Origin of the sequence: Desulfosporosinus sp. SYSU MS00001 (assembly GCF_049943955.1) — a bacterium.
GTDB lineage: Bacteria > Bacillota > Desulfitobacteriia > Desulfitobacteriales > Desulfitobacteriaceae > Desulfosporosinus.
This window is the reverse complement of record NZ_JBNFTW010000008.1, coordinates 170,753-190,030: the sequence shown is the minus strand read 5'-3', so window position 1 is coordinate 190,030 and position 19,278 is coordinate 170,753. Positions and strand designations below refer to the sequence as shown.

Genomic DNA, 19,278 nt, shown 5'->3' with positions numbered 1-19,278 from the left:
TCATAATTAAGCATGATGATTGATATTTTTGAGTAAAACTGAGTCGTATAGTCTATTCTTGTAAAAATTCTTGAACATAAAGATTACCATAGGCACTTCCGTAAGCGATTCCCACGCCAACATGAGTAAAACGAGGGTCAAGGATATTGGCTTTGTGGCCTGGACTTTGCATAAATGCCGCCATAGCTCCAGAAACAGAGTTGTTTCCGGCAATGTTTTCTCCTGCCCAGCCAACGGTCAATCCAACGTCCTGCATCATGGCCCAAGGACTACCGTAGGTGGGAGACGTGTGGTCGAAGTAATTGTTCGCTTTCATGTCATCGGCCTTAGCTTGTCCGACTGAAACTAAACGGAAATCTACTTTAAGTGGGGCAACACCGGCGGCGGCGCGTTCTTGGTTAATCATATCCACCATCTGCTGTTCATCGGGTGTCAAAGAAGTTACCGCAGGAATGGCGGGGGTTGTAGGTGTAGTTGTTGGGGAGCTTGAAGAGGACGTTGGGGAAGTGCTCGAGGTTGGAGGCGTCGCGGGGGTTGAGGTCACCGGAACCGAGGATGATGACTGAATAATATTTTTTAAGGAGACAACGCTTCCGCCGAGGCTTGATTGTCCTATTGTTACTGTCACCGGCTGAGATTGGACGGCGGAAGGAATTGAGGAGCTGTTTGTTGAAGTTCCCTGTGTTGAAGTAGAGACAGTCACTGATGTGGAAGGAGTCGAGGTTGGGTAAATATTTTTTAAAGAAATAACACTGCCGGAATTAGTCGTAGACGGCATGGTGCTGACTGTTGGAGCAGAATTCTGAGTCGAGGGCGTAGATACGGTTGTTGTCGATTGAGTTCCGGAAGCTGTTGTGGTGGTAGTCGGAGCAGAAACCACTTGAGTCGCGGCAGGTGCTGTCGATCGGAGGGTAACCACTGAACCTGAAGCAGAACCTGGTAAGGATTGTGAACCACCAATAAGAAGGGCAGCTTGTGCCGGCATAGCAACTGCGCTCATGAGTAAAACCATTTGAATTCCTGCGAACACTTTTATACGTTTATTCATGTATTATCCTCCTATTAAAATTGAAGACAACAGTAGTATAACATGACAAGTTGTTTCATTAAAATGGTACATTTTGGCGATTAAAAGATCTAATTCTATTTTGTGGAAATTTCCTTCTCTATATAAAACATTGTATAATGAAGACATCTATTTTATAAACAAAACTAAATAATTGAGCACTAATGTTAGTTTTTTACATTAATATTTATTTATAGGCTTTTCTCACGAGAGTTAGAGTACAATCAAGGATTCCGATTTTAGCAGGGTAAAACTCTTTACTTGGTTATATAAGTAAGAAAAGGTTAATAATGACGTTAATTCAGTGCTTTCCCAGGAGGAGGAGAGAATCTCTTTAACGATCTGGAGAGGTGAAAAGCTAAGTGCAGGAACAGGAAAAAGTAGTTTTGAAATATTGCCCGGATTATTCCGCCGATGTTGAACAGAGTTTGAGAGATGGTCTGGCAGAATGGGGCGGTATGTCAGAGTTTGTGAAGCCCGGTCAAAAGGTATTGCTGAAAGTCAATCTTCTGATGAAGAAGCGGCCGGAAGAAGCTGTTACGACTCATCCCAGAGTTGTCGAGGCAGTCGTTCGTCTGGTTCAGGAAGCGGGCGGGATTCCGATCATTGGAGACAGTCCCGGGGGGCCTTACACTCTAAGTGCCCTTCAAGCGGTATATGCCCGATCGGGTCTGCGTGACGTCGCCGAACGGACAGGAGCACTTCTTAATGAAGATATTGGTCAAACAACCATTCCCTATTCCGAAGGGAAATTAGTTAAAAGTCTGACTGTAACGAATTGCGCTCTCAATGCAGACGTGATTATCCCTCTTTCAAAGCTTAAAACTCACGGGATGATGACCTTTACAGGGGCGGTGAAAATTCTTTTTGGCGTTATTCCTGGTCTTCTTAAAGCAGAATATCATTTAAAAATGTTTAAGATCGCTGATTTTGCCGATCTTTTAGTGGATATCGCAGCTTGGGCCAAACCAACCTTAAGCATTATGGATGGAATAACAGCAATGGAAGGAGACGGTCCTTCAGCCGGCAAACCACGCAATGTTGGAGCTTTGATCTTAAGTAAGGACCCCTTCGCTCTAGATGTTGTCGCGGCTGATTTAATCGGTTTAAAGCCGGAAAAGGTACCAACTGTGATGGCGGCCCGCAATCGGGGATTAATCAGCAGCCTGGAAGAAATTCAGTTAAAAGGAGATGCGCGTTCGCTCTGGCGCATTGAGGATTTTATAATACCTAAAGCTGTTTCGACCAACTTCTTGGATATGGTGCCTATGCCCCACAAAGCTAAGAAGTTTGTGCTTAATCGTGTTCGCCCGCGCCCTGTTTTTGAACATACTAGTTGTGTAGGGTGCAAAGACTGTGTCAATAACTGTCCGCCAAAAGCTCTGAGTATGAATGAGCATCAGCGCCCTGTTGTTGATTTAGAAGCTTGTATTCGCTGTTTTTGCTGTCAGGAGCTTTGCCCGCAGCAAGCTGTAAAGATCTTTAAGCCTTGGATGGGAAGAAAATTTCTAAAATGATTGCAATCCCTACTAAAGTTTAGTAGTATGTCCGAAGATGACTGTATGCCGCAGCTAAAGAATGGTTAGGGATATAGCTGGAGAAGGTGTTGGAAATGGGTAATAATTTAATTGCTGTTGATGTTGGTTCCGGTACACAAGATATCCTTCTTTATCAATCAGGGGTCGCGTTAGAAAATTGTCCTAAGTTTATTGTTCCCAGTCGCACGCAGGTCGTGGCAGCTCAGATACGAAAAGCCAGTTTAAACAGTAGTGGGATTTTTCTGCATGGTTATATGATGGGCGGCGGAGCCTGTACCCAAGCTTTAAAAGAACACCTTGCCTTAGGTCTGAAGGCCTATGCTACCCCTCAAGCCGCCCTCACATTTAATGATAACTTGGAAAAAGTTAAGTCTATGGGAGTTGAACTTTGTTTGGAGGCTCCTAATGCCGCGGCTTCTATCTGGATGGGAGATATTGATACCATAGCCTTGGAGCAGGCTATGGGAGCTTTTGGTCTGGACTACCCTCAGAACTGGGCGGTAGCCGTCCAGGATCATGGTTTTAGCAGAACAGAAAGCAATCGAACGCTGCGCTTTCAGCTATGGAAAGATTTTGTACTCCAGGGGGGAGATTTGAGAACGCTGGTTTTCAGAGAAGAAATCCCTGAAGTTTTTACCCGGATGAGGGCTGTTCGGGAGATCCTGCCGGGGGCCACGATCACGGATACCGGGACCGCTGCGCTTTTGGGAATTATGGCCGATCCTTTGGTGAAGCCTTACCTGGAGCGGGGTATTTTAGCAGTTAACATCGGGAATTCTCATACGCTTGCTGCTGCTATACGGGGAGATCGTGTTTACGGGATTTTTGAACATCATACGAGTATGTTGACTCTTGAGACATTGGCCGCGTTTATTAGACGTTTTCAGGCAGGAGAATTGACCAACGAAGAAGTCTTTCGTCATGGAGGTCATGGTGTAGCAGGCCATCCGGATATGAAAGCCGGTTGGGAATTTGTGGCTGTTACCGGTCCCAAAAGAAGCATGGCAAAATCTCTAAATTGGTATGAAGCGGCCCCCTATGGGGATATGATGTTAACAGGGTGCTTTGGCCTTCTAGCAGGGCAAAAAGTTCTTTAATAACCTCCATAAAAATATTTTTAAATGGCAAGGTATTTTTCGATGTATGGAGAATCAATAAGAAATAACTCTTTAGAGTATATATGAAGGGGGGAAGACCATGACGGGGGTTTTATCTCAATTTCGTAATTTTGGCTGGTTGGATGCAATTGATGTTCTTGTGGTGACAGTGGTCTTCTACCAATTCTATATGCTCATTAAACGGACTCGGGCAGTTCAATTGGTCAAAGGTGTTTTGGTGCTTCTTGTTGCTTACCTTTTGGCGAAATATTTTCAACTGCGAACAATAAGTTATATTCTTGACAAATTATTTCAAATGTTTGTCTTTGCTATTCCCGTTGTATTCCAGCCTGAACTTAGAAAATTTCTGGAGCAGCTTGGTCGAGGACGATTTTTAACTCGCCATCCTTTAACTCCCGGCATTAATTCTTTAGAACAGGTCGTTGAAGAGTTGGTGCGCTGTACTCAAGTTCTCTCGAAGAATCGTATTGGGGCTTTGATCGTCATTGAACGAAAAACCGGAGTCCAGGATTTTGTAGAGACTGGCATCAAAATTGACGGGGTAGTCTCCTCCGAGTTTTTAGTCAATATTTTCATTCCTAATACACCGCTTCATGATGGGGCAGTTATTATCCGTTCGGATCGTGTGGCCGCTGCGGGGTGTTTCCTTCCCCTTTCAGAAAACCCCAATATTCAAAAAGATTTAGGTACGCGGCACCGGGCAGCTTTGGGCCTGACAGAAATTACGGATGCCATGGCTCTTGTTGTTTCAGAGGAAACCGGCGCGATTTCCGTGGGAATTGACGGTGCTCTGACTCGCTTTATGGACGATAAAATGTTACGTGAATTGTTGCTGAGGGAGCTTGAATTGAATGGTACCTCTTCCCCGACAATTCCCTTTTGGAGGTGGTAGCTAGTGATAGAAGTCTTACGGCGAAACCTCGGCGTTAAATTGCTTTCGTTTTTAGTTGCCATACTTTTTTGGCTCTTTGTTATGAATCAAGGAAGTGCTGATAAAATAATCCCTGACCAAACGTTGACGGTTCCTTTGGTGGTCACGAACCTGCCGCAAAATATGGTAGTGATGAAACAGCTTCCTTTAATCAGTGTCCGTTTCCAAGGAATCAATCCCAGCGCCAATATTAAAGACATCTATGCTGAGGTGGACCTTTCCGGGGCAACCGCCGGAGAACATAGCTATTCAGTTATAATTAATGCCCCTGAAGGAACGACTGTAGTGGATCGTCAACCGGCAAGCATTAAATTAACGTTGGATAATGTTCAAGAGAAAATTCTTCCGGTTCAGGTTGCCATGTCTGGTAATCCTGCTGATGGGTACCAAGTTGGGACTCCTATTGTAAAGCCTTCGGCGGTAAATGTCAGAGGACCGAGTTCGGTTATTTCAACCTTAGATAAAGTCACCGCAGAGGTCAGCATAGCAGGTGCCAATGATACTGTTGAAGTTTCTCCGGCAATAAGTTTTCGCGATAAAGCGGGCAAACCTATTCTAGGTCCTAACCCTAGTGTCGATATCTTGACCGCTTACCCAAACAGTGTCGATGTCATTGTTCCGGTTACAGCCAAAGGTATGTCAACCAAAATGATCTCTCTCAAGGTCAAAACTACCGGAACAGTGGCTCAGGGGAAAGTACTTAAATCCTTAATAGCTTCACCAACCAGTGTGCAGGTTTCAGGCAGCGCTCAGGCCTTAAAGGGATTTGATTCTCTGACCATTGGTCCCGTTGATCTTAGCGGCCTGACTGAAGACAAAACCTTTCAGATCCCTCTGGATCAAGTTACCTTGCCATCGGGAGTCTCCTTCCTTGAGGGTACGACAATCGGCGTCATTGCTCAGATAGGAGCAGGGCCAATTCAAAAAACTATGACAGGTGTTCCGGTTGACATACGAAATGTTGGCAAGGATCTTCAGGTTGATCAAGGGATTTCGCCAGTTGATGTGGTGATTGAAGGCCTTCCGGATGTCGTAAATAACCTAACGCCTAATCAAATCCAGCTATGGGTAGATGCCTCTGGTCAAGCTGAAGGCAGTTATCCAAATACCCAGGTTCTCTGGCAGCTGCCGCCCGGAGTTACCATGATTACAACGCCACAAGTAACCTATAGCCTTAAAGTCAAGGCGGCTAAAGGAGAATAGTAAACGTGGATTTAATATGGACAAGTTTAAGAATTCCTGTCGAGGATGATGGTTTATTAAGGACTGTCATGGCCCGAAAGTTAAAGGTCCCTGAAGCAATGATTCAGGGACTTCGTTTCTTGCGCCGATCCTTAGATGCTCGTAAGAAACCTAATTTGGTTTTCGATTATACTGTTCAGTTTTCGCTGGAAATCCCTAAAAAAGAAGGATATCGGCTTATATCAAGGATTTCAGGGCTTAAAGAGGCCCCGCCGGAAGTCCCTGTAGTCTGGTCAAAACCCTTGAAAAAGTTACAACATCGACCTATCGTCGTCGGCTCGGGCCCGGCCGGATATTTTGCAGCCTTAGCTTTAGCCCGTAAAGGGTATCGGCCCTTAGTGCTGGAACGGGGGGATTCGGTGGACGAGCGGACGCGAAAAGTTCAGCAATTTTGGCAGACGGGAAACCTGGATACAGAGAGTAATGTTCAATTTGGCGAAGGAGGGGCGGGAACGTTTTCCGATGGGAAACTGACAACTCGCATCCAAGATCGTCGTATCACTGAAGTATTAGAAACCTTCGTAAAGCACGGTGCGCCCTCCGAGATCCTGTTTCTGGCGAAACCGCACATCGGTACAGATATCCTGAAAAACGTGGTGAAGGGGATTCGCCAAGAAATTATTTCCCTTGGCGGCGAAGTACGGTTTCGGGCTAAAGTGACAACTTTAAAATCATCAGGTGGTCACCTGCAAAGTATCATGGTAAACTGTCAGGAAGAAATCCCCGCCGAAGCAGTTGTTTTGGCCGTAGGGCATAGTGCGCGGGATGTCTATAGATTCCTTTATGGGCAAAACATTATTCTGGAGAGAAAAGGGTTTGCTATAGGTTTGCGTGTCGAACACCCTCAAACATTGATTAATTTAGCCCAGTATGCTGTCGAAGAACATCCTTTGGTTGGCCCGGCGGATTATCAGTTGACTTATAAGGACGCAGGGACTGGGAGGGGGGCCTATGCTTTTTGCATGTGTCCGGGAGGAAAGGTCGTTGCCGCTGCTTCGGAAGAAGGCGGCGTCGTTACTAATGGCATGAGCGAATATGCGCGGGATACCAACGTAGCTAATAGTGCTATTGTCGTAACTATTGGCACTGATGATTTTACGACCTCTCATCCTTTGGCCGGCCTGGAGTTTCAGCGAACTTGGGAAAGTAAAGCTTTTGCTGTCGGAGGAGGCAGCTATCATGCCCCGGCACAGCGAGTTCGGGATTTTTTAGAGGGCCGGGTATCTGATGATTTTGACTTGCCTACTAGTTACCTGCCGGGTATTAAGGCTTGTGATCTGCATAATGTCCTTCCTCAGGAAATTGGTGAGGTGCTTGGCAGGGCTTTGCAGGATTTTAATCGCAAAATTCATGGATTTACAGGGCCTTTAGCGACCTTGACAGGAATAGAAACGAGGACAAGTTCCCCTCTTCGCATCGTACGCAATGAGCAAGGTGAATCTTTAAGCCTGACAGGACTTTATCCGGCGGGAGAAGGCGCCGGTTACGCCGGCGGCATCACAAGTGCAGCGGTAGACGGCTTAAGAATGGCCGAGCACCTTATGGCACATTATGCGCTGATGGAGTAGAATAGGAGTGTTAGACAATTAAATTATTCCTTTCCATGCAAAACCTTAATTACGACATGTTAAAAAAGAAGTTGAACATCTCGTCCATATGGTTATAATTAGATAATGTTCACGTAAAGTTCTATCGAGTTTAAAATAGTGATGAAAGGGAGAGAAAGGATTTGGGTCGACTCTTTGGAACCGATGGGGTGCGCGGCGTGGCTAACAGTCAGCTGACACCAAACCTTGCTTTTCAACTTGGGCAAGCAGGTGCGTATGTTTTGAGCAAGGAGCATCCACACCCACGAATCGTGATAGGCAAGGATACCCGGATTTCAGGGGATATGCTTGAGGCTGCCTTAATCGCGGGAATCTGCTCTGTTGGAGCGGATGTTTTAAAGGTAGGCGTCTTGCCGACACCTGCGATTGCTTACTTAACACGAACCTTAGACGTTAGTGCAGGTGTGGTAATTTCAGCATCCCATAACCCTGTTCAAGATAATGGTATAAAATTTTTTGATTCCACTGGATTTAAATTACCCGATGCCATTGAAGATGAGATTGAACGTATTGTTGTAAATGACGATAAACCGTGGGATACCCCCATCGGAGGGGAAGTCGGACGGGTGATTGAGGTTAAGGATGCCGGAGAACGATACATAAACTTTCTTAAGCAGTCCGTAGGGCGCCTCGATGGTCTCAAAGTAGTTTTAGACTGTGCAAACGGCGCAGCAGCCTGTATAGGACCTGCGGCGCTGCAGGAATTTGGCGTAGAGGTCATTCCGATTTTCCATACTCCGGACGGGGTAAATATCAATGCAGGCTGCGGGTCGACCCATCCTGAAGAGCTGCAGCGGGCCGTTCTGGAACATGGGGCTGATCTGGGTTTGGCCAATGATGGAGATGCCGATCGCTTGATTGCTGTCGATGAGCATGGAAATGTCCTGGATGGGGACTTCATTATGGTGATTTGTGCTTTGTCCCAGAAAGAAAAAGGAACCTTAGCGGAAAACGCGGTAGTTGTAACAGTCATGAGCAATCTGGGGCTGCGTTTAGCCCTTAAAGAGGCCGGGATTACCGTTTACGAGACCCAAGTGGGAGATCGTTATGTCATGGAGGAATTACTGAGGACAGGAGCCAAATTAGGCGGAGAACAGTCCGGCCATATCATTTTCTTAGATCAAAATACCACTGGTGATGGATTGCTAACTGCTCTTCATTTGCTGTCGGTGGTTAAAGACCGGCAAACTCCCCTTTCCCAGTTGGCTAAACAAATGCAGAGACTGCCTCAGGTGCTCCTTAACGCTCGGGTAAGCAATAAAGAACGGCTAATGTCCGATGAGCGAGTTCTTGCCAAAGTGAAGGAAGCCGAAGAGTTACTGGGCGGGCGAGGCCGCGTTTTGGTACGTCCTTCGGGAACGGAACCTTTGATTCGGGTGATGGTTGAAGGACCGGATCAGGAAAAGTTGACGCAATTAGCCCAAAGCGTTATCGATATGATTATTAAGTGTGATGCATAAAGATACCATTGAATAACTTGTTTAATTTAGCGTATAATTGGTTCATGTGTTGGAACAGGTATGAGTTCTGAAGCATAGAATGGTTTTGGCAGCATCTATTATGAGACCTTCCGTATCGAACTTTGTGATAAAACATACGTATCTGTCCGGCACATGGACCTTTTAATTAGTGGAATAATGATTCGGTCGAGGATTTCGACCTTATCAAGCTTGCCTTTTGAAAGGGGTGATGCCTTTAAGAAAAGATGGTTAGGAATTTCTAAGTTTACTGATTGATGGGGTAAAATTGAATTGCGTTGTTTCAGAGACGTTTAAGCGCCAGGACCTTATCTATTATTACGTTTGAGGTCGACGAGGAAGAGGGTTATCGAATCTTTCGGCGGGTCCCTCTCGGTGGCTTGTCACCGTTACGCTTACATAAAACCAGAGAGCAATTTCCGGGACAAAGGGTGAGTGAACAAGAGAAGGGGTTAGTATGCCTATTTGGACCCCTTGACTTTCAATGTCCAAAAGCTGAAACAACGAAGTCGTCCGGGGGTGGGCGGCTTTTTCTCGTATTAAAAAACGATTTTAAGAAGTCATAATGTCACAATGTCATAATGATGAGATTGAGGGGAGAAAAACAAAATGTGTGGTATCGTTGGATATGTAGGAAAGCAAGTCGCTATTCCTATTCTGGTAGAAGGTTTGAAGAAATTAGAATATCGCGGGTATGATTCAGCTGGGGTAGCTGTACTGGATGCTCAAGGGATTTCTGTGTCCAAAAGTGTTGGCAAGTTGATTGCTTTGGAGAAAGAAATCGGAGAAAATTATTCTCAGTCTTGTATAGGTATTGGCCATACTCGCTGGGCAACTCACGGCCGTCCTTCTCAAGTTAATGCTCATCCTCATGGGGATTGCGGGCAGGATTTTGCTGTTGTCCATAATGGGATCATTGAGAATTATCTGGAATTAAAAGATCAACTGATTGAAAAAGGGCACTTATTTGCCTCGGAAACGGATACAGAAGTTTTAGCACACCTTGTTGAAGATTTTTATCAAGGGGACCTGGAAGCAGCCGTTCGCAAAGTTTTAGCGATTATTCGCGGTTCCTTTGCTATGGTCGTACTCAGCCGCAAAGAACCGGATAAGCTGGTGGCGGCCCGTAAGGACAGCCCGATGGTCGTAGGGCTTGGTACAGGAGAATTTTTTGTAGCGAGCGATATTACTGCTATCCTTAACCATACTCGCCAGGTCTATATTTTAGATGACGGTGAAATGGTCGTTATCCAGGAAACCGGGGTAAAAGTTACTGATTTTGCAGGAAATCCTCGCGTCAAAGAAGTCATGCATGTTAAGTGGGATGCTGTAGCAGCGGAAAAAGGCGGCTATGAGCACTTCATGCTTAAAGAAATTCACGAGCAGCCTAGGGCCTTGAGGGATACGATGCTGGGACGTCTAGAAGAGGAAAAGGTGGTTCTTCAGGAAGTGGATTTGACCTCAGAAGAGCTCGCTCAGATTCATAAAGTTTATATTGTTGCTTGTGGAACAGCCTGGCATGCCGGGTTAGTCGGCAAGACCTTGATTGAACGCTGGGCACATCTCCCAGTGGAGGTAGACATTGCGTCGGAGTTCCGCTATCGGTCTCCATTGATGGACCAACATACCCTTGTGGTGGTTGTGAGTCAGTCCGGCGAGACAGCAGATACTTTAGCAGCTTTACGGGAGGCTAAAAACCGGGGCGCACGTGTAATTGCCATCACCAATGTCGTAGGCAGCACAGTGTCCAGGGAGGCTCATGATGTAATCTTTACTTGGGCAGGTCCCGAAATCGCAGTAGCCTCAACAAAGGCTTATACAACTCAATTAGAAGGAATGGTACTTCTTGGATTATACCTTGCTCAAGTTAAAGGAACCATGCCTGCAAACAAGATCGGGGAAATTATTCAGGATTTAAAAAATATCCCGGCTCAAGTGCAGGAAATTCTTGATCAAGAGAGCGGTATTCGTGAACTAGCCAAATCATTTGTCGGTGTTGAGGATGCGTTCTTCCTGGGCCGTTCCTTAGACTGGGCAGTGGCTATGGAAGGTGCTCTGAAGATGAAGGAGATTTCCTATATTCACGCTGAAGCCTATGCAGCAGGGGAATTGAAACATGGTACGTTGGCCCTCGTCACAGAACAAACCCCTGTTCTTGCTCTGGCAACCCAACGAGAGATATTCGATAAAACCGTTTCCAATATCAAAGAAGTAAAAGCCCGTGATGCCAAAGTTTTCGGGATGACTTACAAAGGCAATACCAGCCTAGTGAAGTCAGTCGATCAGGTAATCTATATTCCTGAGACAAGAGATGAACTTGCTCCGATTCTTACAGTTATTCCGCTCCAACTTTTGGCTTATTATGTCTCAGTTGCCAGAGGCTGTGACGTCGATAAGCCGAGAAATTTGGCTAAGAGCGTGACGGTTGAGTAGAATGTTAGATTAAATGAAAAATGTTATTTTAAATATAGTTTATAAGTTTTAATAAAAGTTTTGTTTAATACAAAAACTGACTGGAAAATTTGAATAAAAATGCTCTAAATCACCTCTATTCATTAAATTATTGATGAGGTGATTTTTTCTTTAAAAGATAGTATAAAAAATAATGGAGAAACAATTGGGAAAGGACTCGGATAAGGATAGAAAGAGATTTTATATGTCAGGATAAAACATTAGATATCAGTCGCAGAACTGAATTTAAATCTTAAATAGTTATATTTAATAGTATATTTAAGAAAAATGTTTTTTAAAGTCGAAAATTTCATTTTGAATTTAAAATAATATTATTATAAAATGATTTTATTCACTATTTGCGTAAATCTTAGCAAGAATTGGAGGCCACAATGCAGCAAGCACAGATTTTTCGAAACTTAAGAAAAACGGGTATAGATTTTTTGTCGGAAATACCATGGGGTACACATGTTTGCGGATTTTACCAGACCAAAGAGGACTTAGAGAATTTACTAGTACCATATTTTAAGGTTGGATTGGAGAATAATGAGTATTGCCTGTGGGTGGTATCCGAACCTATATCAGCAAACGAAGCAGAAAAGGTTTTACGTGAATCAATGCCTGATTTTGAAACTTACCAGGAAAATAATCAAATTGAAATAATACCGTACAAAGAATGGTATTTGAAATATGGAACCTTTGATAGTGAGTTAGTATTAAATTCTTGGGTCGAAAAAGTTAAGAGTTCAGAGGAGCGTGGGTATGCAGGCTTAAGGATAAGTGGGAATACAAGCTGGCTTAAAAAACGGTACTTTAAGACGTTCATGGATTATGAAAAAAAAGTTGAGGAACTTATCGGAAGTCTTAAAATGATTGCAATGTGTACATATCAACTGGATCAGTGTGGAATCCATGAAGTATTTGATATTGTAAATAATCATCAATTTTCTTTTATTAAAAGTCAGTACAACAAGGATAACATCAACAGTATCACTCGATTTGAACGTATTGACCTGGTTGGAAAGATGGCAGCCAGTATTGCACATGAAATTAGAAACCCTATGACCTCAGTTAAAGGGTTTTTGCAATTGCTTCAAAGCAAGAAGGAGCTCGTGCCCTATAACGATTACTTTTCCTTAATGATAGATGAGTTGGAAAGAGCTAATTGTATAATTTCAGAATATCTTTCCTTAGCAAGAATCAAAGAAAAATCTCTCAAATTGGAATCTATAAACAATATACTCCAGGTCTTATTTCCCTTAATAGAAGCAGATGCTCTTAAGGAAGATATGTATGTGACTTTGGAGTTGGGCGGAGTAGAAGATTTGTTAATTGATGCTAATGATATTCGACAATTAGTTCTCAACTTAGCTCGTAACGGACTTGAAGCAATGCAGACGGGGGGGAAACTTACTATAAAAACATATATAGATGGAGAAGTTACGGTCTTAGCTATAATTGACCAAGGTGAAGGAATTAAGGAAGACTTATACGAAAAGATTGGCAATCCTTTCTTTACGACTAAGGATCAAGGAACAGGCCTAGGACTGGCAGTTTGCTATAATATCGCGGAAAGGAATAACGCAACTATTGATTTCAAGTCCGGGTCGAACGGAACAACATTCTATGTGCGTTTCAGAAAGAAGGATACCTTAGGGAATAGAAATGCAATAAGTGCATGAGAGTGGAGTTAGGTTGTAATATATTTAAAAGAAAGATAGACCATAAAAAAACCTTTTGAAGGATATGCTAGCAAAAGAGACTAACTATATTCAAAAGGGGGTAAAAAATAATGACCGTACAAGAATTCAATCAGCCATCAACCCAACAAGAACAGGTTTCTTATGGAGCCTTTCAACATAATGTGTCTAATATTATGCCAACTTCACCAGAAATCGGTTATCTTTGGTCTGGATATTTGGCAGAATGTATGTCCGTTTGTTTTTTGAAAGATTATGTTTCGAAAGCTAAAGACCCTGATATTCGAATGGTTTTACAGCAAGCTCTTGATGTCTCAACGCAACGGGTGACCTCTATGGAGGGTTTGTTAGATTCAATTAATTGCCCGATTCCTGATGCCTTTGGAGAGAAAGATGTTGATGTCAATGCCAAAGAGCTTTTCTCAGAATCATTCACACTCCAATACACTAGATTAATGCAAAAATTTGTTTTGTATTACTATTGTAATGCTATGGCAGCGTCAACTCGTTCAGATTTTCGTAAGTTTTTTGTAGAATGCGTGAATACGTCTACAGATGTTCATCAAAAATCTACAGATGTACTGTTAGCAAAAGGAATCTTAGATAAACCACCGATTATCCAAGTTCCTAACAGAGTGGAATATGTTCATGACAAGGATTACTTTGGAAGTCTTTTTGGAAAGAAGAGACCTCTCAATGCTCTGGAAATAAGCCATCTTTATGCCTTAATGGAAACCAAAGAATTAATTGAGACGTTACATGTTGGGTATAGTCAGGTCGTTAAATCAGAGAAAATAAAGAAATACCTTCTTAAATCAATTGAAACGGCTAGAAAGCATTTAAAAATTCTTGGTGCTTTTTTAGCGACTGAGAGCCTTCCTATGCCAAAGATGACAAAAATTCTTGTATCTGAAACAAAAGAGTCTTCAGTAAGTGATAGATTAATCCTAACCCATTCGACCTCCGTTATAGGCTATATTTTAACGGAATATGGAATTGCAGACACGAATAGTGCTCGGTCTGATTTAGTATCAGCATTTCGAGATTTAGTTACTGATGTTCTTTTCTTGGCCAAGGACGGAGCAGAATTAATGGTGGAATATGGTTGGCTAGAAAAAGTTCCTGATGCGGCCGACCGCGATAGTCTGCATTAGTAAATTTGCCTATCCTTCTCTACATACCAACGAATACGATTTTCGGGATGAGATCATTGAAACTGCAGTTGAGTTGTTCAAAGGACTTGTTATATCGTAATGAATAACTATTACTATCCAATCATTTTTATTATACTTAAGGTTACCCTAGTGAAGAGTTCATAAGCTTAGTAAAGGAGGGCTCAGGATTATGGGTAACAACAATAATGATCTAGACACGGGAAATGGACCTGGAAAAGGGCAAAGTTAAGGGGCTGGACCACGTAAAGGAAAAGCGAAAGGAAAAGGGCAGGAAATAAGTAAATTGGGGAAGATGATAAATTATCTGGACAATTTACGCTGAGCTGAAACGATCAGGGATTAACGGAAGAAGGACAGTTTAAGCTGTCCTCTTTCGTTATACGCATTATCAGAATTAAGGAGGACCATATGCAAATCAGGCCGTATCTTACCTTCAAGGGTAACTGCCAAGAGGCAATTGAGATTTACACAAGGGCTTTTAACACGAAAGCATCGGAGATCATGAAGTTTTCGGATCTTCCGCAAAGTCCGGACAACTCCATGTTGATTTCTGACGAGCAAAAGGACTGGATCATACAAGCAACTATACCCTTTGGTGACAATTTTATGCGGCTGTCCGATTGCCATAAAGAAAGACAGTAGAAGGTATTCAAATGTTTTGTAGTAAAGCATCTTTTTTTAGATGAATCCAGAGTGTCAATCCGATGAAACTAGCTATGATTTCAGATATTGTAAGAGACCATATCACGCCATGCAAACCCCAAAAGATGTTTCCTGTCATCATGACGGGTATTAGGATTAGCCCTTGTGTCACCGACATAATTGTAGCTTCTTTTTCTCGTCCAAGCCCTTGAAAAACCCCTGTGAATAATCCGGAAACGCTGGTGAATAATGATGATATTAGCATCGCTGTCAAAATTAAAGTTCCAACGCGGATGACCTCTAAGTCACTGCTGAACAACCGGATAACTTGGGTACGGAATGTCAGTAATGTTAGGGAAATTAAAGTAATCAGAACTATAATATAGGTTGCAGTAGACTTAATGATTTTCATCATTCGGTCTATATTTTTGGCTGTATAGGCATAAGCAATGAGTGGGACTACGCCCATAAATAAGCCCATCCCAATGAAGTCAGAAAGTTGCACAATTCGTTGGGAAATGCCAAAACCGGCAACCGCATAATCCCCGTAATATGCTGAAAAGTTATTGAGTAACAATCCAGATATAATTAAAAAGGCATCCATTAATAAAGCTGATAATCCGATTTTAAATAGTTCTTTTACTATCGTTAAACTAGGTTTGAATAGTTTAATTGAGGCTGTGAGAGACGGACTTTTCCTTTGAAGATAAAGAATATAGTAAACCACAGCACAAAGGTTGCCCAGGATAGTTCCTATCGCCGCACCGACAATATTTAAGTGACAAATGAAGATAAGAATCGGATCCAAAATAATATTTACGATAACACTTATTCCCATTCCATTCATGGAAGTGGTGGAAGCGCCTTCGGCACGAACAACTTGTTCCAAGGCAAAGTTTGCAATAACAATTGGACTCCCTATAATGAAGACGAGAATATACCCTTGGGTAAATAGCAGGGTATTCTCCTTTGCCCCCAGGATCTCCAAAATAGGGTGAAGCAGTGGGATGCATAGAATCATCAAGATTAGACCGGTTAACAAACAAAAGTATAAGGTTACAGAAGAAACAATTTTTGCCTCGCCTGCCTTTTTTTCTCCCAAAAGGCGTGATATAAATGTGCCTCCTCCTGTTCCAAATAAGTTGCCAATTGCCATAAGGATGGTTGTAAAGGGCAACGCCAGAGTAACCGCAGACATCATGGCGGTCTGATGAAGTTCTCCAATAAAAAATGCATCAACGATGTTGTAAATTATATTTAGGGACATTCCGAGAATCATGGGTAAGGACATATGAACAATAGCCCTCCAGATGGGGGAGTCTTCAAAATAATAGGTGTTTGATTCTTTTTGATTCATGGTCATGTCACTTCCTTACAATTAATTAGAATTCTAAGCAATTACCTAAAAAAATCATCTTATCTTGAAGTTCTGATAAGAGATTTTTAGTAGTTTTTTATAGGTTTCCTTCTCGTCTTCAGTCATTCCCCGAAGTAGTAAAGATTCTACATTCTGAAATACTTCTGCCATCTCTTTGATTAACGTTGTTCCCTTTTCGGTAATTTGCAGTTGTTTCGTTCGTCCATCATCTTCTCCAGAATTTCTGGAGATAAATCCTTTTCTCTCTAATCCCTGTAATAAACTAGTAATGGAGGACCCTCGCAAATTCATAGTGTGTTCAAGATCTTTTTGACATAATTGTTTTTCCTTTTGTAGTTGTTCATAAATGTCACCTAATAATCGGGCCTGCTGATTTGTAATATTATAAGGAGTCAATTTTGAATCTTGCAGTTGTTTGATAGCGTGAACAATATTTCTGAGGTAAAATTCATAGATCCTATCCTCTCTGTGATTATCCAATCTTATCCCTTCTTTGCTAAAAGAATTATAATATTTAGAGACTAATTTAGTTAGAATTCTAATTAATTATATGACAAATGATCTGAGGTGTCAATTTGTTTAGTTTTCTGAAGGTAACTAATGAAAAAGAGTGTCCAAAACCTATTTAACTGATAGCTTTGGACATCTCTTATAGAATCATTAATTTTCTGTTTTAGATAACAATCAAACGCTTTCTTTATCTAATCGTAAGACTCACACTTCTACAAGTGGTTCCCATACCTTGCTTCGGTGGGGGTTAGAGTCAACCCTTCAACGCGATAGCATTTGTTATGGGCTAGGCGCTTTCGGCGAAAGTGTCCGCGGGACACCTTCGTCACACAAGCCCCGATGATCAGCTTTAGCTGAACGAGTTCACTGTTTACAGTTCCAAGGATAGTCCGGTTGAAGGTCTTATAGGTCCTGATCCTGCGCTATGGAGTGGAGTATAGGAAGCAGAATAAATGGCGGGATTCCGCTTGATAAGCGTCTTAGGCTGTAAGCTGTGCCAGCGGCGGCAGCTCTGGCATAGGTAGCCTGAAATAGATTTTGAGTAACAAATCTTAGAGGGATTTACAAGTATCCGAACATTTTACAAACTTTGTCGCAAGGTTCTCGCTGAATGACCTATCATGTTCAACAAATAAAATAGTCGGTTGGTATTCAAGCAATAACTCTTCGATTTGTATACGGGATATTACATCAATATAGTTGAGTGGTTCATCCCAAATATAGAGATGAGCTTTTTCGCATAAACTGTGGGCAATCAGAACCTTTTTTTTCTGGCCGCCGCTAAATGTTTCGATATTCTTTTCAAATTGAACTCTGGCGAAACCAAGCTTTCTTAAAATTGTTTTAAAAAGACTCTCATCAATTCCGTTGTCTTGAGCATAGTCTTTTAAATTACCTTGAAGATGTGAGGTGTTTTGCGAAACATAGGATATTACAAGTTGGCTTCCTTTTCGGAAATTACCCGTATAGTTTATAGACTCACCGCAAATTAGCTTTAAAAGGCTTGATTTTCCTGAGCCGTTTTTACCAATAAGGGCAATCCGATCCCCCTGCTCAATGGTAAAGCTTATAGCTTCGCAAACCGCCTTTTCATCGTAATAAATGGAAACATTTTCGAGTTCAGCGAATCGTTCATTAGGATAAGCCAGGGGTGAAATCTTCAGGCTATCGGAGTTTTCAAGATTTTTGAGAAGCATAGACTTTTCATCAATGGCCGATTGTTGTCTTTTTTCCATTGACTTAGAGCGTTTCATCATTTTGGCTGCCTTGTGGCCAATGTACCCTTTATCGGGCTTGCTTCCTGAATTTCTGGTTCCTTTTTTAGTTTTTTCCACTTCATCGGACCAGTTGTTCGTTCGTTTGGCAGAATCGGTCAAGCGATCAATGTCTTTTTTTAGCTTCTCGTTTTCGGCAAGCTCAAAGCGATCTTGCCTTTGTTTATTTTCCCACCAAGAGGAAAAATTACCTTTTTGGATTTCTAAATTAGTCTTATTAATTGATAAGATATGGTCGATGCAGTTATCTAGAAAAGCCCTATCATGTGAGACAAGAATAAACCCCCGTTTGGTCTTGAGATAGTCGCTAACCAATTTTCTGGCTGTCATATCAAGATGATTAGTGGGTTCATCAATTAATAGAAAACTATTTTCCTTAAGAAACAACGTTGCGAGCAGCACTTTTGTTTGTTCTCCGTTTGACAATGTATCAAAAGGACGATACAAAACTTTCTCAGAAACGTCGAGCAGGGAGAGTTCGCGTATTAACTCCCAATGAATATAATCTGGGAAAATCTCGTTAATAACATCGAGGGTTTTATTTTCCTTAGCCTCAACGTTGAACGGAAAATATTCAAAGCTGACATTGGCAGAAATATGACCGCTGTATTTATAGTTGCCAAGCAATAAATGGAGAAAGGTTGTCTTCCCTCTGCCGTTTCTGCCCGTAAAGCCCAGTTTCCAATCTGTGTCAATCTGAAAGCTGACATTCTCAAAGACATTATCATAACTGCCATCGTAGGCAAAGGTCAGATTTGTAACATTTATTAGCGACATAAGTTTATCCTCCTGTGAAAAATTAAGAGCTGCAAGAAAGTTAATTCTTGCAGCTCGCAAATACACAACAAAACCAAACCAATATAGGTGTGGCAGGGATGTATTATTTGAGTGAATAGATAGTAACTTTCTTGCATATGCACAACAAAACAAGCGGTATTAGGATAACCATACTTATTTGATCATGCTTAATATTTAGCAAGAAAAATTACGCATCTTTTCAACTCCAATCTTCTGTTATTGCTTTAATACTACTATTTATTTCTTGTAAAAGCAATAAGGCTTTATTAAATTCAGTCTGCTAGAATATACCATTTGATTTATATCGATAGCTGGATATACAAATAGCGACAATATAAGACACGAGAGTAGAGAAATTCATTCATTTTAG

Annotated in this window: 14 protein-coding genes; 10 read left to right on the top strand and 4 right to left on the bottom strand. The window is 42.1% G+C overall.

Annotated features, from left to right (window positions below):
• Nucleotides 1-52: 52 nt before the first annotated feature.
• Nucleotides 53-1,048, bottom strand: a complete 996-nt coding sequence (locus ACPUYX_RS15310) for a CAP domain-containing protein (RefSeq protein ID WP_426380498.1) — start codon at nucleotides 1,046-1,048, stop codon at nucleotides 53-55.
• A gap of 380 nt (nucleotides 1,049-1,428) precedes the next feature.
• Between ACPUYX_RS15310 and ACPUYX_RS15305 the strand changes: the two genes are divergently transcribed.
• From ACPUYX_RS15305 to ACPUYX_RS15260, 10 genes are all read left to right on the top strand, one after another.
• On the top strand, nucleotides 1,429-2,583 hold the full coding sequence (locus ACPUYX_RS15305; protein ID WP_426380497.1) for a DUF362 domain-containing protein: 1,155 nt from the start codon (nucleotides 1,429-1,431) through the stop codon (nucleotides 2,581-2,583).
• Nucleotides 2,584-2,678: 95 nt separating this feature from the next.
• Nucleotides 2,679-3,701, top strand: a complete 1,023-nt coding sequence (locus tag ACPUYX_RS15300) for a DUF1786 domain-containing protein (protein ID WP_426380496.1) — start codon at nucleotides 2,679-2,681, stop codon at nucleotides 3,699-3,701.
• A gap of 100 nt (nucleotides 3,702-3,801) precedes the next feature.
• Nucleotides 3,802-4,614, top strand: coding sequence for a diadenylate cyclase CdaA (gene cdaA / locus ACPUYX_RS15295; protein ID WP_426380495.1), 813 nt, complete (start codon nucleotides 3,802-3,804; stop codon nucleotides 4,612-4,614).
• Between the two features lie 3 nt (nucleotides 4,615-4,617).
• A complete protein-coding gene (locus ACPUYX_RS15290) occupies nucleotides 4,618-5,856 on the top strand; it encodes a CdaR family protein (RefSeq protein ID WP_426380494.1) in 1,239 nt (412 codons plus the stop codon).
• Between the two features lie 5 nt (nucleotides 5,857-5,861).
• Complete coding sequence (locus ACPUYX_RS15285) at nucleotides 5,862-7,463, top strand: NAD(P)/FAD-dependent oxidoreductase (RefSeq protein ID WP_426380493.1); 1,602 nt, start codon at nucleotides 5,862-5,864, stop codon at nucleotides 7,461-7,463.
• A 161-nt stretch (nucleotides 7,464-7,624) separates the two neighbouring features.
• Nucleotides 7,625-8,962 (top strand): phosphoglucosamine mutase, encoded by a 1,338-nt coding sequence (gene glmM / locus ACPUYX_RS15280; protein WP_426380492.1) that lies wholly within the window; start codon nucleotides 7,625-7,627, stop codon nucleotides 8,960-8,962.
• Between the two features lie 627 nt (nucleotides 8,963-9,589).
• Nucleotides 9,590-11,413: a glutamine--fructose-6-phosphate transaminase (isomerizing) gene (gene glmS / locus ACPUYX_RS15275; RefSeq protein WP_426380491.1), complete on the top strand. Its 1,824-nt coding sequence runs from the start codon at nucleotides 9,590-9,592 to the stop codon at nucleotides 11,411-11,413.
• A gap of 410 nt (nucleotides 11,414-11,823) precedes the next feature.
• Nucleotides 11,824-13,113, top strand: coding sequence for an MEDS domain-containing protein (locus tag ACPUYX_RS15270; protein ID WP_426380490.1), 1,290 nt, complete (start codon nucleotides 11,824-11,826; stop codon nucleotides 13,111-13,113).
• A gap of 110 nt (nucleotides 13,114-13,223) precedes the next feature.
• Complete coding sequence (locus ACPUYX_RS15265; RefSeq protein ID WP_426380489.1) at nucleotides 13,224-14,285, top strand: DUF3231 family protein; 1,062 nt, start codon at nucleotides 13,224-13,226, stop codon at nucleotides 14,283-14,285.
• Nucleotides 14,286-14,714: 429 nt separating this feature from the next.
• The gene (locus ACPUYX_RS15260; RefSeq protein WP_426380488.1) at nucleotides 14,715-14,948 is read left to right on the top strand and encodes a hypothetical protein; all 234 of its coding nucleotides are present in this window, start codon (nucleotides 14,715-14,717) and stop codon (nucleotides 14,946-14,948) included.
• A 7-nt stretch (nucleotides 14,949-14,955) separates the two neighbouring features.
• Here ACPUYX_RS15260 and ACPUYX_RS15255 read toward each other — a convergent pair whose 3' ends face one another.
• The 3 genes from ACPUYX_RS15255 to ACPUYX_RS15245 form a co-directional block, all read right to left on the bottom strand.
• Nucleotides 14,956-16,305 carry an MATE family efflux transporter gene (locus ACPUYX_RS15255; protein ID WP_426380487.1) on the bottom strand — a complete coding sequence of 450 codons (1,350 nt, stop codon included), beginning with the start codon at nucleotides 16,303-16,305 and terminating at the stop codon, nucleotides 14,956-14,958.
• Nucleotides 16,306-16,359: 54 nt separating this feature from the next.
• Entirely contained in the window at nucleotides 16,360-16,806 is a 447-nt protein-coding gene (locus ACPUYX_RS15250; RefSeq protein WP_426380486.1) for a MarR family winged helix-turn-helix transcriptional regulator, read from the bottom strand.
• A gap of 581 nt (nucleotides 16,807-17,387) precedes the next feature.
• Nucleotides 17,388-18,887: an Lsa family ABC-F type ribosomal protection protein gene (locus ACPUYX_RS15245; RefSeq protein ID WP_426380485.1), complete on the bottom strand. Its 1,500-nt coding sequence runs from the start codon at nucleotides 18,885-18,887 to the stop codon at nucleotides 17,388-17,390.
• Between the last annotated feature and the right edge of the window lie 391 nt (nucleotides 18,888-19,278).